The following is a 15935-nucleotide window of genomic DNA, read 5'->3' on the forward strand; positions in this document are numbered from 1 at the left end:
GATGCTCCTGTCTTGAGTGAGGTTGGCAACCCCTCATCTTCAAGACAGGACCCTCCGCCCCGCTATCCCGCTCCCTGCCGCCCGCAGCCCCACACTACCGCGCGAGCGGTTTAGTCCTCTGACCCGGATCGGACGTGGGAAGCTTGCCGGAACAGCGGGATATGACGTTCGGTAGGAACCACTGGCGCATGGGTCAGCCGCCAAGAAATACAGCGTCTTCCCGCATTTCGATCAGAGTGGGTCGATCGGCTTTGAATGCGGACTCGAGTGCTGCCTTGAACGCCGCAATGCTGCTTGGCTGCGCCGTGCGGCAGCCGAATGCCTCGGCCAGCTTGATGAAATCCGGATTGCGCGGCCGCACGCCGATCTCGGTGATGCCGCGCTCTTTCATGCCTTCGGCGATCTGGCCAAGCGCGTTGTTGTTCCACAGTACAACGGCGACGGGCAGGCCGAGCTCCACCGCAGTTGCCAATTCCTGCACCGTGAAGAGGAGGCCGCCATCGCCGACAATGGCCACCGTGGCGCGATGTGGCTGCGCGAGCTGGGCGCCGATGGCTGCTGGCAAGCCATAGCCCAATGTTCCATACCCCACCGGGTGAAACCAGCAGCGAGGCTGCTCGCACGGGAAATGGTAGGAGCCGCTATAAGCGAGCTGCGTCATGTCCGTGGCCACAATGCCGTCACGCGGCAATGCCTCGCGCAAGGCCTCGAGAATCAGCATGTGCTTGCGCTGGAGCGAGGGCAATGAGTTTCGAATCTCGGCTCGAAGCCGGGCGACGTCGACCGCACCAATTTGACTGCGAGAGCTGCCGACCGACTGTGCAAGAGCGGCCAAGGTGGCGCCACCATCGGCGTGGATCGCAACATCTGGTGGATAGTCGCGGGTCAACGCAGCGGCATCGATGTCGATCCGGATGAGCTTGCCTTCGATCGGCAGCCGGTCGATCCAGCAATCTGCTTCCCCGCCCAGCTCGGTGCCGACCGCGATGACGAGGTCCGCGCTACGAAGAAATGCTTGTGTCTGAGGCAGTGACAATGTTGCATCGACACACAGGGGGTGACGGTTCGACATCGCGCCCTTTGCGGCTATGGTCGGTATGACGGGAGCACCGATCTGCTCGGCCAGCGCCGTCAAGGCAGGACCATGATCGATGATGCCGCCACCAGCGACGATGACGGGGCGGCGCGCCTTCGAAATCAGGGCGCATGCCTCCTCCACCAGGCTCCCATCCGGCATCAAGGGCAGCACGGATGGCGGGCGATCGGCGAGCGCGGGAGCCGGGCCGGCCAGAACATCGAGAGGCACTTCGACATGCACCGGCCTCGGCCGGCCGGCCTCGAAGATGCGATAGGCGTCCGCATAGGCGGCCGGCAGGTCCTCCGCCTTGTACACTGTTCGGCTGAACGCAGTCAGTGGCGCGATCACCGTTTGTTGGGACGTGATTTCATGGAGACGGCCGCGGCCCTTCCCCAGGTCCTCCGTTGCGTTGACGCTCGACAGAATCAGCATCGGAATGGAATCGGAGTATGCCTGCCCGATGGGGGTCGCGGCATTGGTCAGGCCAGGCCCGCTGATCAGGATACAGACGCCGGGCCGACCGGAGGCGCGCGCGTAGCCGTCCGCCATGAAGCCCGCCCCCTGTTCGTGACGGACGGCGATGTGTCGAATCTTGCTGGCGACCAGACCGCGGTAGAATTCGAGGGTGTGAACCCCAGGCATTCCGAATACGGTGTCGACCCCATACCGTTCGAGCAACGTGATGGCAGCCTGACCGCAATTCTGGTTCGTCATTGTGGTTCGCCTGGTCTTTCTGTCTTTGGTTCGCCGGATTGAGGGCGCCACGTTGCTGCGCAATTGGCATGCGCTGGCCGATCAGGGCGCACCTGGAATCTCGCGGCCGATCTCTGCTCGATGCTGCCGCGCGACGGTTTCAGATGATGCTAGTGGCTAAAGACCAGCCTGCACGTCTTCCCACAGCTTGATGTAGCGCAGGTCGTCCTCTGGCTTGAGCGGTCGGAAGAAGACGCTTTCCTTGAGCATCGACGCCGGATCACTCAGCGCCAGGCCTTCCAGTCGATCTTTGCTCACGAGGTCATATGCGTCCTTGTTGGAGTGTGCCAACCCATAGACGTCGAGCAGGAATTGCCCCGTCTCGGGCGATATCCAGTCATCGATCAGATCGTAGACGGCATTCTCGCTTGCGGTCCCACCCTTGATTCGCACGAGGCCGGACACCCACGTCCAGACGCCTTCCTTGGGCTTCGCGTATTTGACTGGCACGCCTTGCTTGGTGAGATTGGCATAGGAGCTGTTCCAGGCATGCATCAGAACGATTTCGCCCGATGCCATAGCCTGTTCGGCCTGCGTCGGATCATCCCAGTAGAAGCGGGTTAGATCGCGTTGCTTCCGAAGCAGGTCGAGGATGGGGCCGCGGAGTTGGTCGTCGGGCACATTGAACATATCAAGTCCGAGCGTCGTCGCCGCGGCATAGACATTGTACTTCTGCCGCCATGGGCTGATCTTTCCCTGGTAGCGCTCGTCAAAGAGCATGTTCCAGCTCTCTTCGCCTTCGTAGAGATCGGAGCGGTAGAGGATCGAGGCGTTGCCAAGGTCGGCCGGAACCATGAGGACATTACCGTCAAAGCTGACACCGGCCATGTTCTGCAGTTCCGGAAATACGCTGGACCAATTCTTCAGGCGCGACGTGTCGATCGGCTGAAGCAGCCCGGAATCGTGCCACTTGATCATGTCGTCGATGGACGGATGCCCGACATCGACGACGTAGCCAGCCAGCATCTTCTGCAAGGCTTCTTCCTGGTTTGCCATGATGGCGGTTCGCGGCATGGTTCCGTGCTTCGCCACGTACGGCTTGAACAGGTCTGGAGCATCGTAGCCGGACCAGGTATAGAACAACGGCTCCTCGGCGGCCGCCGCAGTACGGCAGAGCGGCAGCGTCACGCTCACCAAGCCGAGGGACGCCATGTATTTGCCGAGCTGTCGTCGGCTGAGCTCGCCATCGCGAAACTTCCTGATCATGTCGGAGTGACGCTTGCTCATCGACTTGCCCTCCCTGTTTCGCGGATCGCAGCGGCGCTACCTGGAAATGCTAAGCGCGCGGCGTCTTGGCAACAATATCGGTTGTCGGCAAAATTCTGTTACGCTGCGGAGACAATCAACGCACGCGCAGATGGTGGGGCAGTTCGCAACGCAATTGCGAGAAGCGGACGCAGGTACGCGCGGCGGCGCTGCGGTTCGGGTGCGATGCCGACGCCTCAATCAGAGCAAGTCCCTCAGAAAGCGTCCAACTTGCTCATTGAAAGCACTGAGATTGTCGTCGTGAACGTAGTGCGAGGCGGACTCAATCTCCGCCCAGCGAATGTTTGAGTTCCGCCGCGCCATTTCCTCGGCAGTGGCGCGGCTGAGGAAGTCCGAATGTTGTCCGCGCAGGACGAGGGTGGGACAGGCTATTCGATCCACATGGGGCCATAGGTCGACTTGTCGCGCAGGATTATCGTCCAAGCGCGCTTGGCGGATGCCCAGAAAGTCATACTTCCACACGACGCGGCCGTCCGGCGCCTCTTTAAGCGTGTGTGCCATGCGGGATCGGATGCCCTCGGCGGAAGCTGTTGGCCGTTGCCGCCGCCAATAGGCCTCAGCTTCTGTCCAGGATGCGAAGAAGTCCGGCGCATTGCCCAGCTCGGCCTTGATCCTGCCGGCACCCTCGGACCCTATCGAGGCGCCGGGCCCCATGTCCTCGATCACCGCTGCCACAACGCGATCCGGGTGTCGCGCGCCGTAGACGAGTGAATTGGCGCCGCCCATGGAGTGCCCGATCAGCACAAAGCGGATGAGCTGAAGCTGGTCGACAAACGATTCGAGATCGGAGACGTATTGTTCGGTCCGATAGTCCGTCCAGGGGCCCCAAGCGCTCTCGCCGCGGCCTCGCTGATCCAGCGCGAGGATGCGAAAAGAACCACGCAGCGGCTCGGCGACCGAATCCCAGGTGTGGGCATAGCCGCGAAGGCCGTGCAGCATGACCACAGCCGGCGCGCCCTCGTTGCCCCAATCCAGATAGTGCAGACGCAGGCCGTTGATCGTCACGAAGCGGTCGACTGGCGCCTCGCGCGGAGCGATCACCGCAGCCCGTCCCGGCCCTCGATCTCGTCCGGACGGAGGCCGCCAAGACGGGCATGGAGCCGACCTCTGGTCGCCACCCCGACGATCACGACCACTTCGTCGAGGGACGGCGCATCAGTGAAGGTGGCAGTGATGGTGTCATAGTGCGAGCGCACATAGAGCGCATCCTTGTGCGCCAGGGGGATGTCGATCGCGCTTCCCGCTGCGCCGCGCTTGCCTGTCGAGGGGAACCATGCCTTGCCGCCTCCCAAAGCGGATCGAATGGGGTCGGCAAAGGCGTTGGTGAGGTAGGCGTTGCCATGCTCGTATTCCCCCAGCAATCCCACGATCGCCGCCTTTCCATAGCTTTGGACCGCCCGGCGGCCGACGATTGCTTGCAGGCGGCGGCCGAATTCCTCACCGAGGAGGCGTGAGTTCTCGACAATCCCGTCAAGCGTCGCGCTGAACGTCCCGGCATATGGATTGTGGATCGCTGCCGCAATGGCGATCTTGTGTAAAGGCTCGCCATCGACCAGCGGGCCGGTCTCCAGAGCATGGGTCTCCTCGATGAACGCGTACCACTTCCGGACGTGATAGCCGCAGAAATTTGCCTCTTTCACCATTGCACTCCGTCGTTCGGGGGATAGCCGAGTGCCGCCTGGATCACGCGCCAGGCATGATTGCGTCCAGCTTCATCGGCGTTGCCGGCGCGTGCAGGTCGTGCAGCATGCGCCGCGCCTGCTCCCCGTGTGCGAGCCGCGCGAACAGCTCCAGCTCGTTCCCATCTGGATCCAAGAAATAGACACCCCAGGCAATTCCGTGGTCCGCGATCTCGGTGATCTGGACCTTCTTGGCGATCAGCCGGCCATAAAGGGCGCGGAGTTCCTCTGCGCCTCCTTCTATCTCCAGTCCGACATGCTGCAACCCGAGTTTGCTCGGCTGCGCGTCAGAAGGCGCCGCGAAGAGGGCGATGTCATGATCCTGCTCGCCAAACGAAAGGAATATCCCGCCGGCTCCCCGGGCGGTTTCAATCATCCCTAGAACGTCTTTGTACCAAGAGGCAGAAGCCTCCGGATCTCGGACGTTGAATACGACGTGGCCAACCTTCCTGATGGCAGGCGTTAGCGACATGACCAAATCTCCTCGAGCGTGGCCGCGGGTTCCACCACCCGCATCATGAAATCAGGTGTTGGCCACGCCAATACGGCGGTGAGGGGATAGACTGTTGCAGCGGCGGAACTATCGCGAGGAAGGGGGAGGGAGGCACACACGAGTTCCGCCAGAGAAACAGCATGTTGCGGATCGACGGCATTGTTATGCCTGCTCAACAATCTAAGATTTCGAACGACTGGTCCATGGCCGCTCCCTATAGACGCTGAATCGGTGTCTGGATCGGTCAAGGGCTGCAGCGTCGGAGGAACAGATGAGCGCGCGCAACTATCCGAGTGCCTTCTTGCATCCGTTCTCGCATTTGCCGACGCTCGATGAATCGGGCCCAGTGATCGTCGATCGTGGCGCCGGAATCTACATCTACGACGATCGAGGAAACCGCTATCTCGAAGCGAATTCCGGCCTCTGGAATGCAGTGCTCGGCTTCGACAACAAGCAGCTGATAGAGGCCGCGCAGAGAGCCTATGCGAAGCTGCCCGCCTACCACACGTTCTTCGGCCGCGTCAGCCAGGCCGCTCTCGACCTGTCAGAGCGGCTGGTCAGGCTGGCGCCGATGGAATCCGCTCGGGTGTACTACGCGAACTCCGGATCGGAAGCGAACGACACCGTCGTGAAGCTGCTTTGGTTTCTCGCCGAAGCGGAAGGACGTCCGCACCGCCGGCTGCTGCTGAGCCGCCGCAACGCCTATCATGGCATGACGATCGTCTCTGCAAGCCTGACCGGCAAGGACTACGTCAAGTCCGCTTCCGGACTGCCGATCGCCGAGGTTCGGCACCTCACGTCCCCCCACTACTGGCGCGAAGCCGCTGCGGGAGAGTCAGAGACCGCATTCTCCGCGCGATTGGCTCAGGAGCTGGAGCAGACCATCCGAAATGTCGGCCCCGACTTCGTCGCCGGTTTTTTCGCGGAACCGGTGATGGGTGCTGGCGGCGTCATCCCACCGCCGCAGGAATACTTTGCGGCGATCCAGCCCGTCCTCGAGAAATATGGCATTCCCCTCATCGCCGATGAGGTTATCTGCGGATTTGGGCGCACCGGCGAACTCTGGGGCTCGCGGAAATACGGCATCAAGCCCGACATCGTCGTGGCTTCGAAGGTGATCACGGCGGGGTTCTTCCCGATGGGCGCCATCATCCTTTCCACGGAGATGGCGGCGCGGATCGAAAAGGCGTGCGCGAAATATCAACAGCTGCCCACGGGCTTCACCACCGGTGCTCACCCGGTTGGCTGCTCGATTGCAATGGCTGTGTTGGACCAGTTGCTTGAGGGCGGCGTGTTCAAGCACGCTCAGTCGATCGCGCCGCATTTCCAGGCGGGGCTTGGCCGATTTGCAGATCACCCGATGATTGGGGAGGCCCGCGGGGTCGGTCTCATGGGCGCGCTGGAAATCGTCGCCGACAAGGAAACGAAGGCGCCGTATCCCGCAAGCCTCGAAGTAAGCGAGCGGGTAGCAGGGCAGGCGATGAAGAATGGCCTGATTTGCCGGCCGCTGGGCCCGGCCATCGTATTGGCGCCCCCGTTCATCATCACCAAGCAGCAGATCGACGAGCTGTTCGAGCTCCTGCGGCGAACGCTGGACGATGTCCACGCCACGCTGCCAAAGACGTAGCCGACGGCCAGCGGCTGGCTCACGAACGGGGCTCTTAGCCCCCCGCCTGGGGCAGCAGAACGCTCGATTCCACCGGCCACGTCAGCCAGACCCGGCGGCCGCGCGCCTCCGTGGTGTCCAGCGAGCGCTGTGAATTCTGCAGGGCGACTGCGATATGGTGTGGAAGGCCCGAGACCTCTACGTGGTAATGACTGCGATCACCGAAATAGGCCTCGGCAGTGACCCGGCCGGCAACTGAGTTTGTGACCCCTTGTGGTGGTTGCCAGGCGATTTCCATTTTCTCCGGGCGCACCGCTACAGTGGCTTTGGCACCACGTCTGGTGGCATGGCCGTTCACAGGAACGCGCAGGGCGCCGGCCGATCCGGCATCGACCGTGGCGATGTCGCCATCGACATCCGTGACGGTCCCGTCGAAGAAGTTCATGGATCCGATGAAGCCGGCGACCTCCCGGCAGCTCGGCGCTTCGTAGAGTCGCGCCGCCGAATCGACCTGAAGCGTCCTTCCCTTCGACATGACTGCGATCCTGTCGGACAGGGCCAAGGCTTCCTCCTGGTCGTGAGTGACGAAGACGAATGTGATTCCGACCGAGCGCTGCAGCTGGCGCAGTTCAATCTGCATCTCCTCACGGAGCTTTTTGTCCAACGCGGCCAGCGGTTCATCGAGGAGGAGGACCTTAGGGCGGCAAACCAGCGCTCGTGCCAGAGCGACGCGCTGGCGCTGCCCACCCGAAAGCTGGTGGGCCAGGCGCTGGCCATAGCCGCCCAGGCGGATGCGTTGCAGCGCCTGCTCCACCGTGTCAGCGAGCTCGGCTTTCGACAGCCCCTTCTTGCGCAGGCCATAGGCGATGTTCTGCGCCACGGTGAGGTGAGGGAAGATGGCGTAGCTCTGGAACACCATATTGGTCGGACGGGCGTTCGGCGGGACCGCCGACATCGGTTGGCCGTCGATGTAGATCTCCCCACTGCTGGGAACTTCGAAGCCGGCAAGCATCCGCAGAAGCGTGGTCTTGCCGCAGCCCGACGGTCCGAGCAAGGAGAAGAACTCGCCGCGCTTTATGTCGAAGGTGACATCCTCGACCGCTCGAAGGGAACCGAAGTGCTTCGCCACGCCCTGCAGGGAGATGAAGCTATTGTCTTTGCTGGCCATGATGCCTCAGAATCCCGAGTGCTTTTCGGTGGGAATCCCCCCGCGCCGCAACTTCTCCGCGATGGCGATCAAGAGGAACGACAATACGAGGATGCAGCTGCCGAGCGCCAGCACGTTGGGAAGCTTCTGCGGAAACCGCAACTGGCTCCAGATGAAGACGGGCAGAGTGGCGCCGTCGCCGCTCAAGAAGAACGCGATCAGGAATTCGTCGAATGACGCGGTGAAGCACATCAGCAGACTCGAAACGACGCCGGGCAACACGATCGGAAACGTGATCCGCCAGAACGTGCTCCAGGCGCTTTCGCCGAGATCAAGAGACGCTTCTTCCAGGCTGCGATCGAACCCCTCCAGCCGCGAAATCAACACCATCACCGAAAACGGCAGGCAGATGAGGATGTGTCCGGCCGCGACCGTCCACAGCGACAGCGGCACGTCGAACGTCTTGCGAAGCGTGGTGAGAAGGGCGATGCCAAGGATGATGAAGGGAATGACCAGCGGCACCATGATCAGGCCCACAATGGCCCTGCGACCCGGCAATCGAAAGCGGGTGAGCGCCTTAGCGGTCAGCAGACCAAACGCAGTGGAGACGATTGACACCGGGATCGCGACGGAAAGGCTGTTGCGCAAGGCCGCGAGCAGGGCGGAGTCCTGCACCATTGCCTCGTACCATTTGACGGTGAAGCCCTTGAACGGGAAGGCGATGTAGAGGCTGTCATTGAACGAGAAGAGTGGAAGCAGCAGCATCGGCCCGTAGAGCAGCGCTATGAACAGCAAGCCATAGAGCTCGAGCCACCCAATGCTCCGCCTACGCATCTTGAACCTCACGCGCCTTTAGCTTGCTCCCCGTCACCTTCAGGAACGCACAGACCAGCAGCGTCACGACCAGCATCATGACGAGCGAGACGGCGGAACCGAGGGGTTGGTTGTTGGCCTGGCCGAACAGCGACTGGATCACGCTGCCAAGCATCTTTCCAGAGCTGCCGCCCACCAATGTTGGCGTGACGTATTCGCCAACCGTGGGAATGAACACCAGCAGGCTCGCTGCGACCACGCCGGGCATGGAAAGCGGCAGGGTAATGCGCAGGAATCGCTCGATGCGGCTGTCGCCAAGATCCGACGCCGCCTCGAGCAACGACCGGTCGATCTTCTCCAGCGACACATAGATCGGCAGTACGGCAAAAGCCAGCCAGGCGTGCGTCAGGGTGATGATCACCGCTGTGGGATTGTAGAGCAGGAAGCTCAGCGGCTCCTGAATGATGCCGGCGCTGATGAGCCCGGAATTGATGACGCCGCCATACCCCAGAATGACCTTCCAGGCGAAGGCGCGCAGCAGATAGCTGGTCCAGAACGGGACGGTGATCAGGATCAGCCAGCGGATCTTGTTCCTGGTCACGCGAAAGGCGAGGAAATAGGCCATCGGGTAGGCCAGGAGCATGACCGAAAGCGTCACCAGGAAAGCCATCCAGATGGAGCGCACGAGCAGGACGGCGTAGATCGGCGTCTCCATCTCCGGATACGGCACGATGCCGAGGAAATAGCCGACCTCTCCACTGGGCTCGAAGATCGTTGCGTAGTTGGCGAGCGTGAAGGAGCAGTCGATCTTGAAGTAGACCTGGGTGCAGAAGCTGGTTAGGAAAAGAGTTGCGACCGGCACAACGAGCAGGGCGAATAGCACGGCGAGCGTGGGCATGAGCAGCAAATAGCCGCGCGCGGCATCGGAGCCGAGATACCACGCACGCAGGCGCCGACACAGGACGATTGACCATCGCTGCGCCCGTGGCTCCTGGCCTGCCCCGCTACTGATCGCGTCCGCTGCCATCGACAACGTCCGAGTTCATCCTGAGAGCCTCCCAGACGGTGCTTGTTCGCGCCGTTCTACCATGGCGAAGAGATCGCGTACTCGAACCTCGCCGCACACGGTCGGGACGGAATTGTAGATTGTTGAGCGCCATTGACAATACAGGGTGGGGGTAACATGTTGTTGCATGTGAGCAACTACCGCAATCTCAACAATCTCCCGGCAATGGTGGCCTTCGCGGCCGCCGTGGACCGCGGAAGCCTTACGGCAGCTGGGAAATCTCTCGGGCGATCGAAGGCTGCGATCAGCCGCCAGATTGCAGAACTCGAAGAGCGGCTCGGCGTTCAATTGCTGCAGCGGACGACACGATCCATCGCTCTTACTCCGGCGGGCAACGACTTCTATGCACGCTGCTCGACCATCATCGAGACGGCGCTCGAAGCGCAGTCCGAGGTGACCGCACTGGACTCCAAGCCCAAAGGGACGCTGCGCGTCACGCTGCCGCTGGCATTCACGGTCCTTCAGGCCGGCGGACTGATCCCCGCGCTGTTGGAACGTTTCCCGGAACTGCGCCTGGACGTGATGCTGAGCGATCGCAAGGTAGACCTCCTGGAGGAGGGCTTCGATGTCGCGTTTCGGCTTGGCGATCCCATGGACCAGTCGTTGGTGGCCCTGCATCTTGGAGATTGCAAGCTGGTCGTTTGCGGTTCGCCCAAATATCTCAAGCGGCACGGCACCCCGGCAAAGCCGGCCGACTTGGCGAAGCATGAATGCATCATCGAAACCGGCGACGATGGAAGTGCGGTCTGGATCATCGGCAAGGGGCGGGCGGTCAAAATCAATGGACGGCTGCGCACCAACAATGGGCAGATTGCCCGGGCCGCAGCAATCGCTGGCCATGGCCTCACGTTCCTGCCGTCCTTTATCGTGCATGAAGACCTGAAGTCGGGACAGCTGCGCGCGGTTCTGACCGACTATCTCGATGCCCTCTATCCCATGTACGCAGTGTTTCCGCAGAACAGGAGATCGTCAGCGAAGGTTCGGGCTTTTGTTGACGTCTTGAAGGAGACGCTGCGCGCCGGCGGCTGGCTCCACAAGTAGCGCTGGTCCGCGCGCTGCTCTGCGGCGTTTAGATAGTTTCTCAGCTGCAACAGTCTTTCGCTGCATCGGCGTATTGTCGCCACTTGTGCCCCCCTCCATCATGCTGAAGAGCAATGCGCGGCTATAGATGACGCGCGATTGCAGTCATCAGAGCACATGCCGGAGCGCAAACGTCGTGGACATACTTGCAAACAATAACCATTCGGCCGTCGCCGAGGCGCGCAAGCCCGCGTATCAGATTGAACCAATCATTCTTCAGCGATGGTCGCCGCGCGCAATGTCCGGCGAGCCGATCAGCGAGCGCGAGCTGATGACATTGTTCGAGGCGGCACGCTGGGCGCCCTCGTCGTACAACGGACAGCCCTGGCGGTTTCTCTATGCCCGTCGCGATAGCGCAGCCTGGCCCAAATTCTTCGGGCTGCTTGATGAATTCAATCAGCGGTGGGCGAAAGCCGCGGGGGTCCTCATGGTCGTCGTCTCGCGCAAGTCCTTCGAGTGGGACGGAAACCCGGCGCGCACGCATTCCTTCGATACCGGTGCCGCCTGGCAGAACCTGGCGCTGCAGGGATCGAAGATGGGTCTCGTCGTCCATGGCATGGAAGGTTTCGACTACGAGAAGGCCGCGCAGGCGCTGAATGTGCCGAACGAGTTTGCGGTCGAGGCGATGATCGCCGTCGGACGTCCAGGGCCGGTCGAGGTCTTGGACGCGGAGCAGCGAGAAATGGAAAGCCCCTCTGACAGGCGGCCGATCACGGAGATCGCGCTGGAAGGTGGTTTCTAATCAGCGCCAAGGCGCGTGATCTGCCTGCCCCAAAGCGCCTGCCCTAAGGGCGCTTCGCCTTCGAGGCACGACCACTGAAGGGCAGCAAGCGGCGTGACAAGAACGATCGACGAGAGCGAGAGCATGGATCTGGATCTGGAAGGCAGGGTTGCAGTCATAACGGGCGGCGGGACGGGAATTGGCAAGGCCATTGCCGGCCAGTTCCTGCGCGAAGGTGCGAGCGTCGTCATCAGCGGGCGTCGGCAACAGGTACTGGCCGAGGCCGCCGCCGAACTGGAGAAGCAAACTGGCGGCAACGTGCTGTCCGTCGTAGCCGATACCACGGATTGGCAATCGGTCAAGCAGTTGGCGTCGCAGGCAGCGGATCGCTTCGGTCGCCTCGATATCATGATCAACAGCGCAGCCGCGCCCAGCGGTGCGGTCCGCAGCGATCTGGGCGAGGCGGATGATGCGCTTCTGCTGCACGACATCAACACCAAGGTGGTCGGCTATTTCCGGTGCAGCAAGGCCGCGCTCCCCTACATGCTGCGGCAGAAATGGGGACGCATCATCAACATTGGCGGGCTGACCGCGCGCAGCACCGAGGCGCTCAGCGGAATGCGCAATGCCGCCATCGTCCACATGACCAAGACGCTTTCGGACCAGCTGGGACCGCACGGCATCACCGTCAACGTGGTCCACCCCGGGATCACGGCGACCGAACACATCCTCGAGATGTATCAGGAATTGGCGCGCAAGAAGGGCTTGTCGGTCGACGAGATCACCGCGCCGGATGTCAAGGACACACCGATCCGACGCCTTCTGGAGCCGGACGAGATCGCCCATGCAGTGCTTTTCCTGTGTTCGCCGAAAGCCGGTGCGATCACGGGTGAATCGATTGCCGTGGACGGGGGCTATACGCGCGGCATCTACATGTAGGACCGCCGACTCAGCACACGCTTCCATCAATCTGCGAGGACCTGAACGTGACCAGAGAAATGACAATTCTCGTTGCCACCGATGGGCAAGGCATCCTCCGAAGTGCCGACCATGGGAAGACATGGCAGCGTCTCGACACCGAGCAGGACATCGATTTCGATGGCACAGTCCGGTGCTTGATGCCGGACCCCGACGATCCTCACGTCATCTACGCCGGCAGCGAGCAGGGCCTTTGCCGGAGCACCGACGCTGGCGTAACGTGGAAGCGCATCGATTGCGTTCTGAAAAATCAGACGATCTGGCAACTCACATACGATCCCACCAACCCAAGCATCATGTTCGCCGGGACGGGGTCGCCCACCAGGGCGGCTCTCTATCGGTCCAAGGATCGAGGAGCGTCCTGGCACAGGCTGACACCAGATCTGCCGGAGCGATGCAAGGGCGTCGGACGGCCACGCTTTGTCACGCTGACAGTGGATCCCACTGACACGAAATCGATATGGGCGGGGGTCGAGGAGACGGGGCTGTTCCACAGCGCCGACGGTGGCGATAGCTGGGACCGGATCGATGCTCCCGATCGCGACATCAAGAACACCGACATCCACAGTGTCGTCATCCTGGACGGTCCACCGAAGGCAATTCTCGTGCTGGTCGTCAATGCCCTCCATCGCAGCTCGGACGGCGGCCGGACCTGGGACATGCGGGTCGCCCGGGATGCTTTTGGCCTGCGCTATGCGCGGGTCATGCTTGCTCAGCCCGCCAGCCCCAATACCGTATTCATGGGCATCTCCGATGGTACGCCCGGAACGACGAGCATCATCCTGCGATCGGACGATGCCGGAAAGAGCTGGGAGAAAGTGCCACTCCCGACCAATCCGAACTCCTGCGTGTGGGCCTTCGGAGCGAACAGCGCCGATCCCGACACGCTCTTTGCCGGCACGAAATACGGTCACCTGTTCCGAAGCAACGACGGCGGCCGGACCTGGGCCAAGGAGTGGCGTGAATTCAGCGAGATCACGGCCGTGACCTGGGTACCAGTCGCGGCAAAGTCGACGGCTGCCCATTGAAGGCATACCAGCACGTTTGGTGTGACGTGTTTCACTACGCTGGCTGACATGTCTGTCGGGTGCGGAGGCCGCTCTTGAGAGAGTCGCGATACGACGTTCTATTCGAGCCGGTTCGAATCGGACCCGTGGTCGCACGCAACCGATTCTATCAAGTGCCTCACTGCAATGGCATGGGACATCGCGCTCCATCAGGGATGGCAGCCATGCGCCGCGTCAAGGCCGAGGGGGGTTGGGCGGTGGTCTGCACGGAAGTCTGCGAGATTCATCCATCGGCGGACATTTCTCCAAGTACTCAGGCAAGACTGTGGGATGACCAGGATCTTCCTGCCTTGGCGCGTGCCGCCGACGCGATACACGAGTTTGGCTCGTTGGCAGGCATCGAACTTGGTCACCACGGCTTTCGCGCTGCGAATCGCACGTCGCGCGAGGTGCCGATGGGGCCATCGGCACAGGCGATCGCGGCTTACGATCCGGTTCAAGCCCGTGCAATGGATCGAGAAGACATCCGAAATTTTCGCTCCTGGCATAAGGCGGCCGCCCACCGGGCGAGGCAAGCCGGTTTCGATCTCATCTACGTCTATGCAAGCCATGGTCTCACACTGCCGATGCACTTTCTGTCACGGCGATACAATCAGCGCACGGACGAGTATGGCGGCACGTTGGAGAATCGCACCCGTCTGCTGCGCGAGCTCATCGAGGATACCAAGGATGCCGTCGGGGGGTCTTGCGCGGTTCCGGTGCGCCTCTGTGTTGATGAGCTTATGGGCCCCGAAGGGATCTGTGCGGAAGAAGAGGGACGCGAGATCATTGAAATGCTCGCCGAGCTGCCCGACCTTTGGGATGTAACCGTCAGTGACTGGTCTAATGACTCGATGCCGTCTCGTTTTGGAGAAGAGGCTGGCCAGGAGAAATACGTCTCCTTCGTCAAGCAGGTTACCAGCAAGCCCGTCGTGGGGGTCGGCCGCTTCACCTCACCCGACGCGATGGTAAGACAGATTCGGAAGGGCATTCTCGACATGATCGGCGCAGCCAGGCCGTCGATCGCCGATCCATTCCTGCCGAGAAAGATCGAGGAAGGTCGTCTCGACGATATCCGTGAGTGCATTGGCTGCAACATCTGTGTGGCCAGCGACATGACCTATACACCGATCCGCTGCACGCAGAATCCAACCATGGGCGAGGAGTGGCGGCGGGGATGGCACCCCGAGATCATACCTCCGAAGGAGAATGCGGATCGCATTCTCGTGGTCGGAGGTGGACCGGCCGGGCTGGAGTGCGCCGTGGCTCTGGGCAAGCGAGGCTACGACGTGACGCTCGCGGAAGGCAGCGAGGAGCTAGGGGGCCGCGTGACCCGTGAGAGTCGCTTGCCGGGGCTGTCGGCCTGGGGACGCGTTCGAGACTATCGCCTGGGGCAGCTCAGCAAACTCGCGAATGTCGACGTATATCTGGTGAGCCGAATGACGGCTGAGGACGTCCTGCGCGCCGAAGTCGACAGGGTAGTACTGGCAACCGGAGCATCCTGGCGACGAGATGGCGTTGCGCGCTATCACCGGCTCCCTATGCGGCGGCTGGACGACGCTGCAGTCTTCACACCCGAGGACGTGATCGCAGGCCGTACGATCCGAGGGCCGGTGATCGTGTTTGATGACGATCACTATTACATGGGGGGCGTTGTGGCCGAGATGCTGCGTCGGCAGGGACTCGAGGTCACGATTGTCACGCCGGCGCCGCTCGTGTCGCAATGGACGGTCAACACGATGGAACAGCCTCGCATCCAAGCCCGACTGCTGGAGCTAGGCGTGGCCGTCTTGGCAAACCATGGATTGGTCGAGTTTGGCGGCGGGGAAGCCAAGCTGGCCTGCGTCTTCACGCGTCGCTGCACCACGTTGCCGGCGGCGTCCGTGGTGATGGTGACGTCGCGCGTGCCGCACAACGAGCTCTATCATCAGCTCACTGCATCGGCCGCCCACGTGCAAGATGTTGGAATCAAGTCGGTGGACTGCATCGGCGATTGCTTGGCGCCGGGCACAATCGCTGCTGCGGTGTTCAGCGGACATCATTACGCGCGCGAGTTCGATCGGCCAAGGGATGATGCAGTTGCCTTCCAGCGAGAGATAGCAGAGCTCGGAACATGGTCACCGGCAGGGAAATCGTCGAGCTGATTCTCGTTCGGTTCATAGGACTGTCGCGGCCAGGACGAAAACTGCGCGGCAGACGAGTGTGACAG

At 61.8% G+C, this 15935-nt stretch carries 14 protein-coding genes; 6 read left to right on the forward strand and 8 right to left on the reverse strand.

Annotated features, from left to right (window positions below):
- Window positions 1–193: 193 nt before the first annotated feature.
- From DTX69_RS29225 to DTX69_RS29245, 5 genes are all read right to left on the reverse strand, one after another.
- Complete coding sequence (locus DTX69_RS29225; RefSeq protein WP_119305129.1) at window positions 194–1792, reverse strand: 5-guanidino-2-oxopentanoate decarboxylase; 1599 nt, start codon at window positions 1790–1792, stop codon at window positions 194–196.
- Window positions 1793–1948: 156 nt separating this feature from the next.
- Window positions 1949–3058 carry an ABC transporter substrate-binding protein gene (locus DTX69_RS29230; RefSeq protein WP_119305130.1) on the reverse strand — a complete coding sequence of 370 codons (1110 nt, stop codon included), beginning with the start codon at window positions 3056–3058 and terminating at the stop codon, window positions 1949–1951.
- Window positions 3059–3277: 219 nt separating this feature from the next.
- Window positions 3278–4138, reverse strand: a complete 861-nt coding sequence (locus DTX69_RS29235) for an alpha/beta fold hydrolase (protein ID WP_284736146.1) — start codon at window positions 4136–4138, stop codon at window positions 3278–3280.
- On the reverse strand, window positions 4135–4740 hold the full coding sequence (locus DTX69_RS29240) for an amino acid synthesis family protein (RefSeq protein ID WP_284736147.1): 606 nt from the start codon (window positions 4738–4740) through the stop codon (window positions 4135–4137). Before DTX69_RS29240 ends, DTX69_RS29235 begins: the two co-directional genes overlap by 4 nt.
- 40 nt (window positions 4741–4780) lie before the next feature.
- The gene (locus DTX69_RS29245; protein WP_119305131.1) at window positions 4781–5248 is read right to left on the reverse strand and encodes a VOC family protein; all 468 of its coding nucleotides are present in this window, start codon (window positions 5246–5248) and stop codon (window positions 4781–4783) included.
- A 292-nt stretch (window positions 5249–5540) separates the two neighbouring features.
- Here DTX69_RS29245 and DTX69_RS29250 point away from each other — a divergent pair, with 292 nt between their 5' ends.
- The gene (locus DTX69_RS29250; RefSeq protein ID WP_119305132.1) at window positions 5541–6896 is read left to right on the forward strand and encodes an aminotransferase; all 1356 of its coding nucleotides are present in this window, start codon (window positions 5541–5543) and stop codon (window positions 6894–6896) included.
- Between the two features lie 34 nt (window positions 6897–6930).
- On the opposite strand, the gene DTX69_RS29255 is transcribed toward DTX69_RS29250, so the two are convergent.
- Genes DTX69_RS29255 through DTX69_RS29265 form a run of 3 tightly spaced genes read right to left on the reverse strand, consistent with a single transcriptional unit; the run spans window position 6931 to window position 9862 of the window.
- Window positions 6931–8043: an ABC transporter ATP-binding protein gene (locus DTX69_RS29255; protein ID WP_119305133.1), complete on the reverse strand. Its 1113-nt coding sequence runs from the start codon at window positions 8041–8043 to the stop codon at window positions 6931–6933.
- Window positions 8044–8049: 6 nt separating this feature from the next.
- Complete coding sequence (locus DTX69_RS29260; RefSeq protein WP_119305134.1) at window positions 8050–8856, reverse strand: ABC transporter permease; 807 nt, start codon at window positions 8854–8856, stop codon at window positions 8050–8052.
- Entirely contained in the window at window positions 8849–9862 is a 1014-nt protein-coding gene (locus tag DTX69_RS29265) for an ABC transporter permease (protein ID WP_119305135.1), read from the reverse strand. Before DTX69_RS29265 ends, DTX69_RS29260 begins: the two co-directional genes overlap by 8 nt.
- Before the next feature lie 156 nt (window positions 9863–10018).
- Between DTX69_RS29265 and DTX69_RS29270 the strand changes: the two genes are divergently transcribed.
- The 5 genes from DTX69_RS29270 to DTX69_RS29290 all read left to right on the forward strand — a co-directional run bounded on the left by DTX69_RS29270 (window position 10019) and on the right by DTX69_RS29290 (window position 15870).
- Window positions 10019–10942, forward strand: coding sequence for a LysR family transcriptional regulator (locus tag DTX69_RS29270; RefSeq protein WP_119305136.1), 924 nt, complete (start codon window positions 10019–10021; stop codon window positions 10940–10942).
- A 175-nt stretch (window positions 10943–11117) separates the two neighbouring features.
- On the forward strand, window positions 11118–11723 hold the full coding sequence (locus tag DTX69_RS29275; RefSeq protein ID WP_284736148.1) for a nitroreductase family protein: 606 nt from the start codon (window positions 11118–11120) through the stop codon (window positions 11721–11723).
- A gap of 93 nt (window positions 11724–11816) precedes the next feature.
- The gene (locus DTX69_RS29280; RefSeq protein ID WP_284736149.1) at window positions 11817–12641 is read left to right on the forward strand and encodes an SDR family NAD(P)-dependent oxidoreductase; all 825 of its coding nucleotides are present in this window, start codon (window positions 11817–11819) and stop codon (window positions 12639–12641) included.
- 59 nt (window positions 12642–12700) lie between these two features.
- Complete coding sequence (locus DTX69_RS29285) at window positions 12701–13708, forward strand: WD40/YVTN/BNR-like repeat-containing protein (RefSeq protein WP_119305139.1); 1008 nt, start codon at window positions 12701–12703, stop codon at window positions 13706–13708.
- A 59-nt stretch (window positions 13709–13767) separates the two neighbouring features.
- Window positions 13768–15870 carry an oxidoreductase gene (locus tag DTX69_RS29290; protein ID WP_284736150.1) on the forward strand — a complete coding sequence of 701 codons (2103 nt, stop codon included), beginning with the start codon at window positions 13768–13770 and terminating at the stop codon, window positions 15868–15870.
- The last annotated feature ends 65 nt before the right edge of the window (window positions 15871–15935 follow it).

It is taken from the genome of Dongia deserti (genome assembly GCF_003574735.1).
Classification (GTDB): domain Bacteria; phylum Pseudomonadota; class Alphaproteobacteria; order Dongiales; family Dongiaceae; genus Dongia_A; species Dongia_A deserti.

Coding starts and splice junctions, on each gene's coding strand:
- DTX69_RS29285 (WP_119305139.1), top strand. CDS start 12,701: ATGACAATTCTCGTTGCCACCGATGGGCAAGGCATCCTCCGAAGTGCC.
- DTX69_RS29240 (WP_284736147.1), bottom strand. CDS start 4,740: ATGGTGAAAGAGGCAAATTTCTGCGGCTATCACGTCCGGAAGTGGTAC.
- DTX69_RS29270 (WP_119305136.1), top strand. CDS start 10,019: ATGTTGTTGCATGTGAGCAACTACCGCAATCTCAACAATCTCCCGGCA.
- DTX69_RS29230 (WP_119305130.1), bottom strand. CDS start 3,058: ATGAGCAAGCGTCACTCCGACATGATCAGGAAGTTTCGCGATGGCGAG.
- DTX69_RS29245 (WP_119305131.1), bottom strand. CDS start 5,248: ATGTCGCTAACGCCTGCCATCAGGAAGGTTGGCCACGTCGTATTCAAC.
- DTX69_RS29225 (WP_119305129.1), bottom strand. CDS start 1,792: ATGACGAACCAGAATTGCGGTCAGGCTGCCATCACGTTGCTCGAACGG.
- DTX69_RS29260 (WP_119305134.1), bottom strand. CDS start 8,856: ATGCGTAGGCGGAGCATTGGGTGGCTCGAGCTCTATGGCTTGCTGTTC.
- DTX69_RS29265 (WP_119305135.1), bottom strand. CDS start 9,862: ATGGCAGCGGACGCGATCAGTAGCGGGGCAGGCCAGGAGCCACGGGCG.
- DTX69_RS29255 (WP_119305133.1), bottom strand. CDS start 8,043: ATGGCCAGCAAAGACAATAGCTTCATCTCCCTGCAGGGCGTGGCGAAG.
- DTX69_RS29250 (WP_119305132.1), top strand. CDS start 5,541: ATGAGCGCGCGCAACTATCCGAGTGCCTTCTTGCATCCGTTCTCGCAT.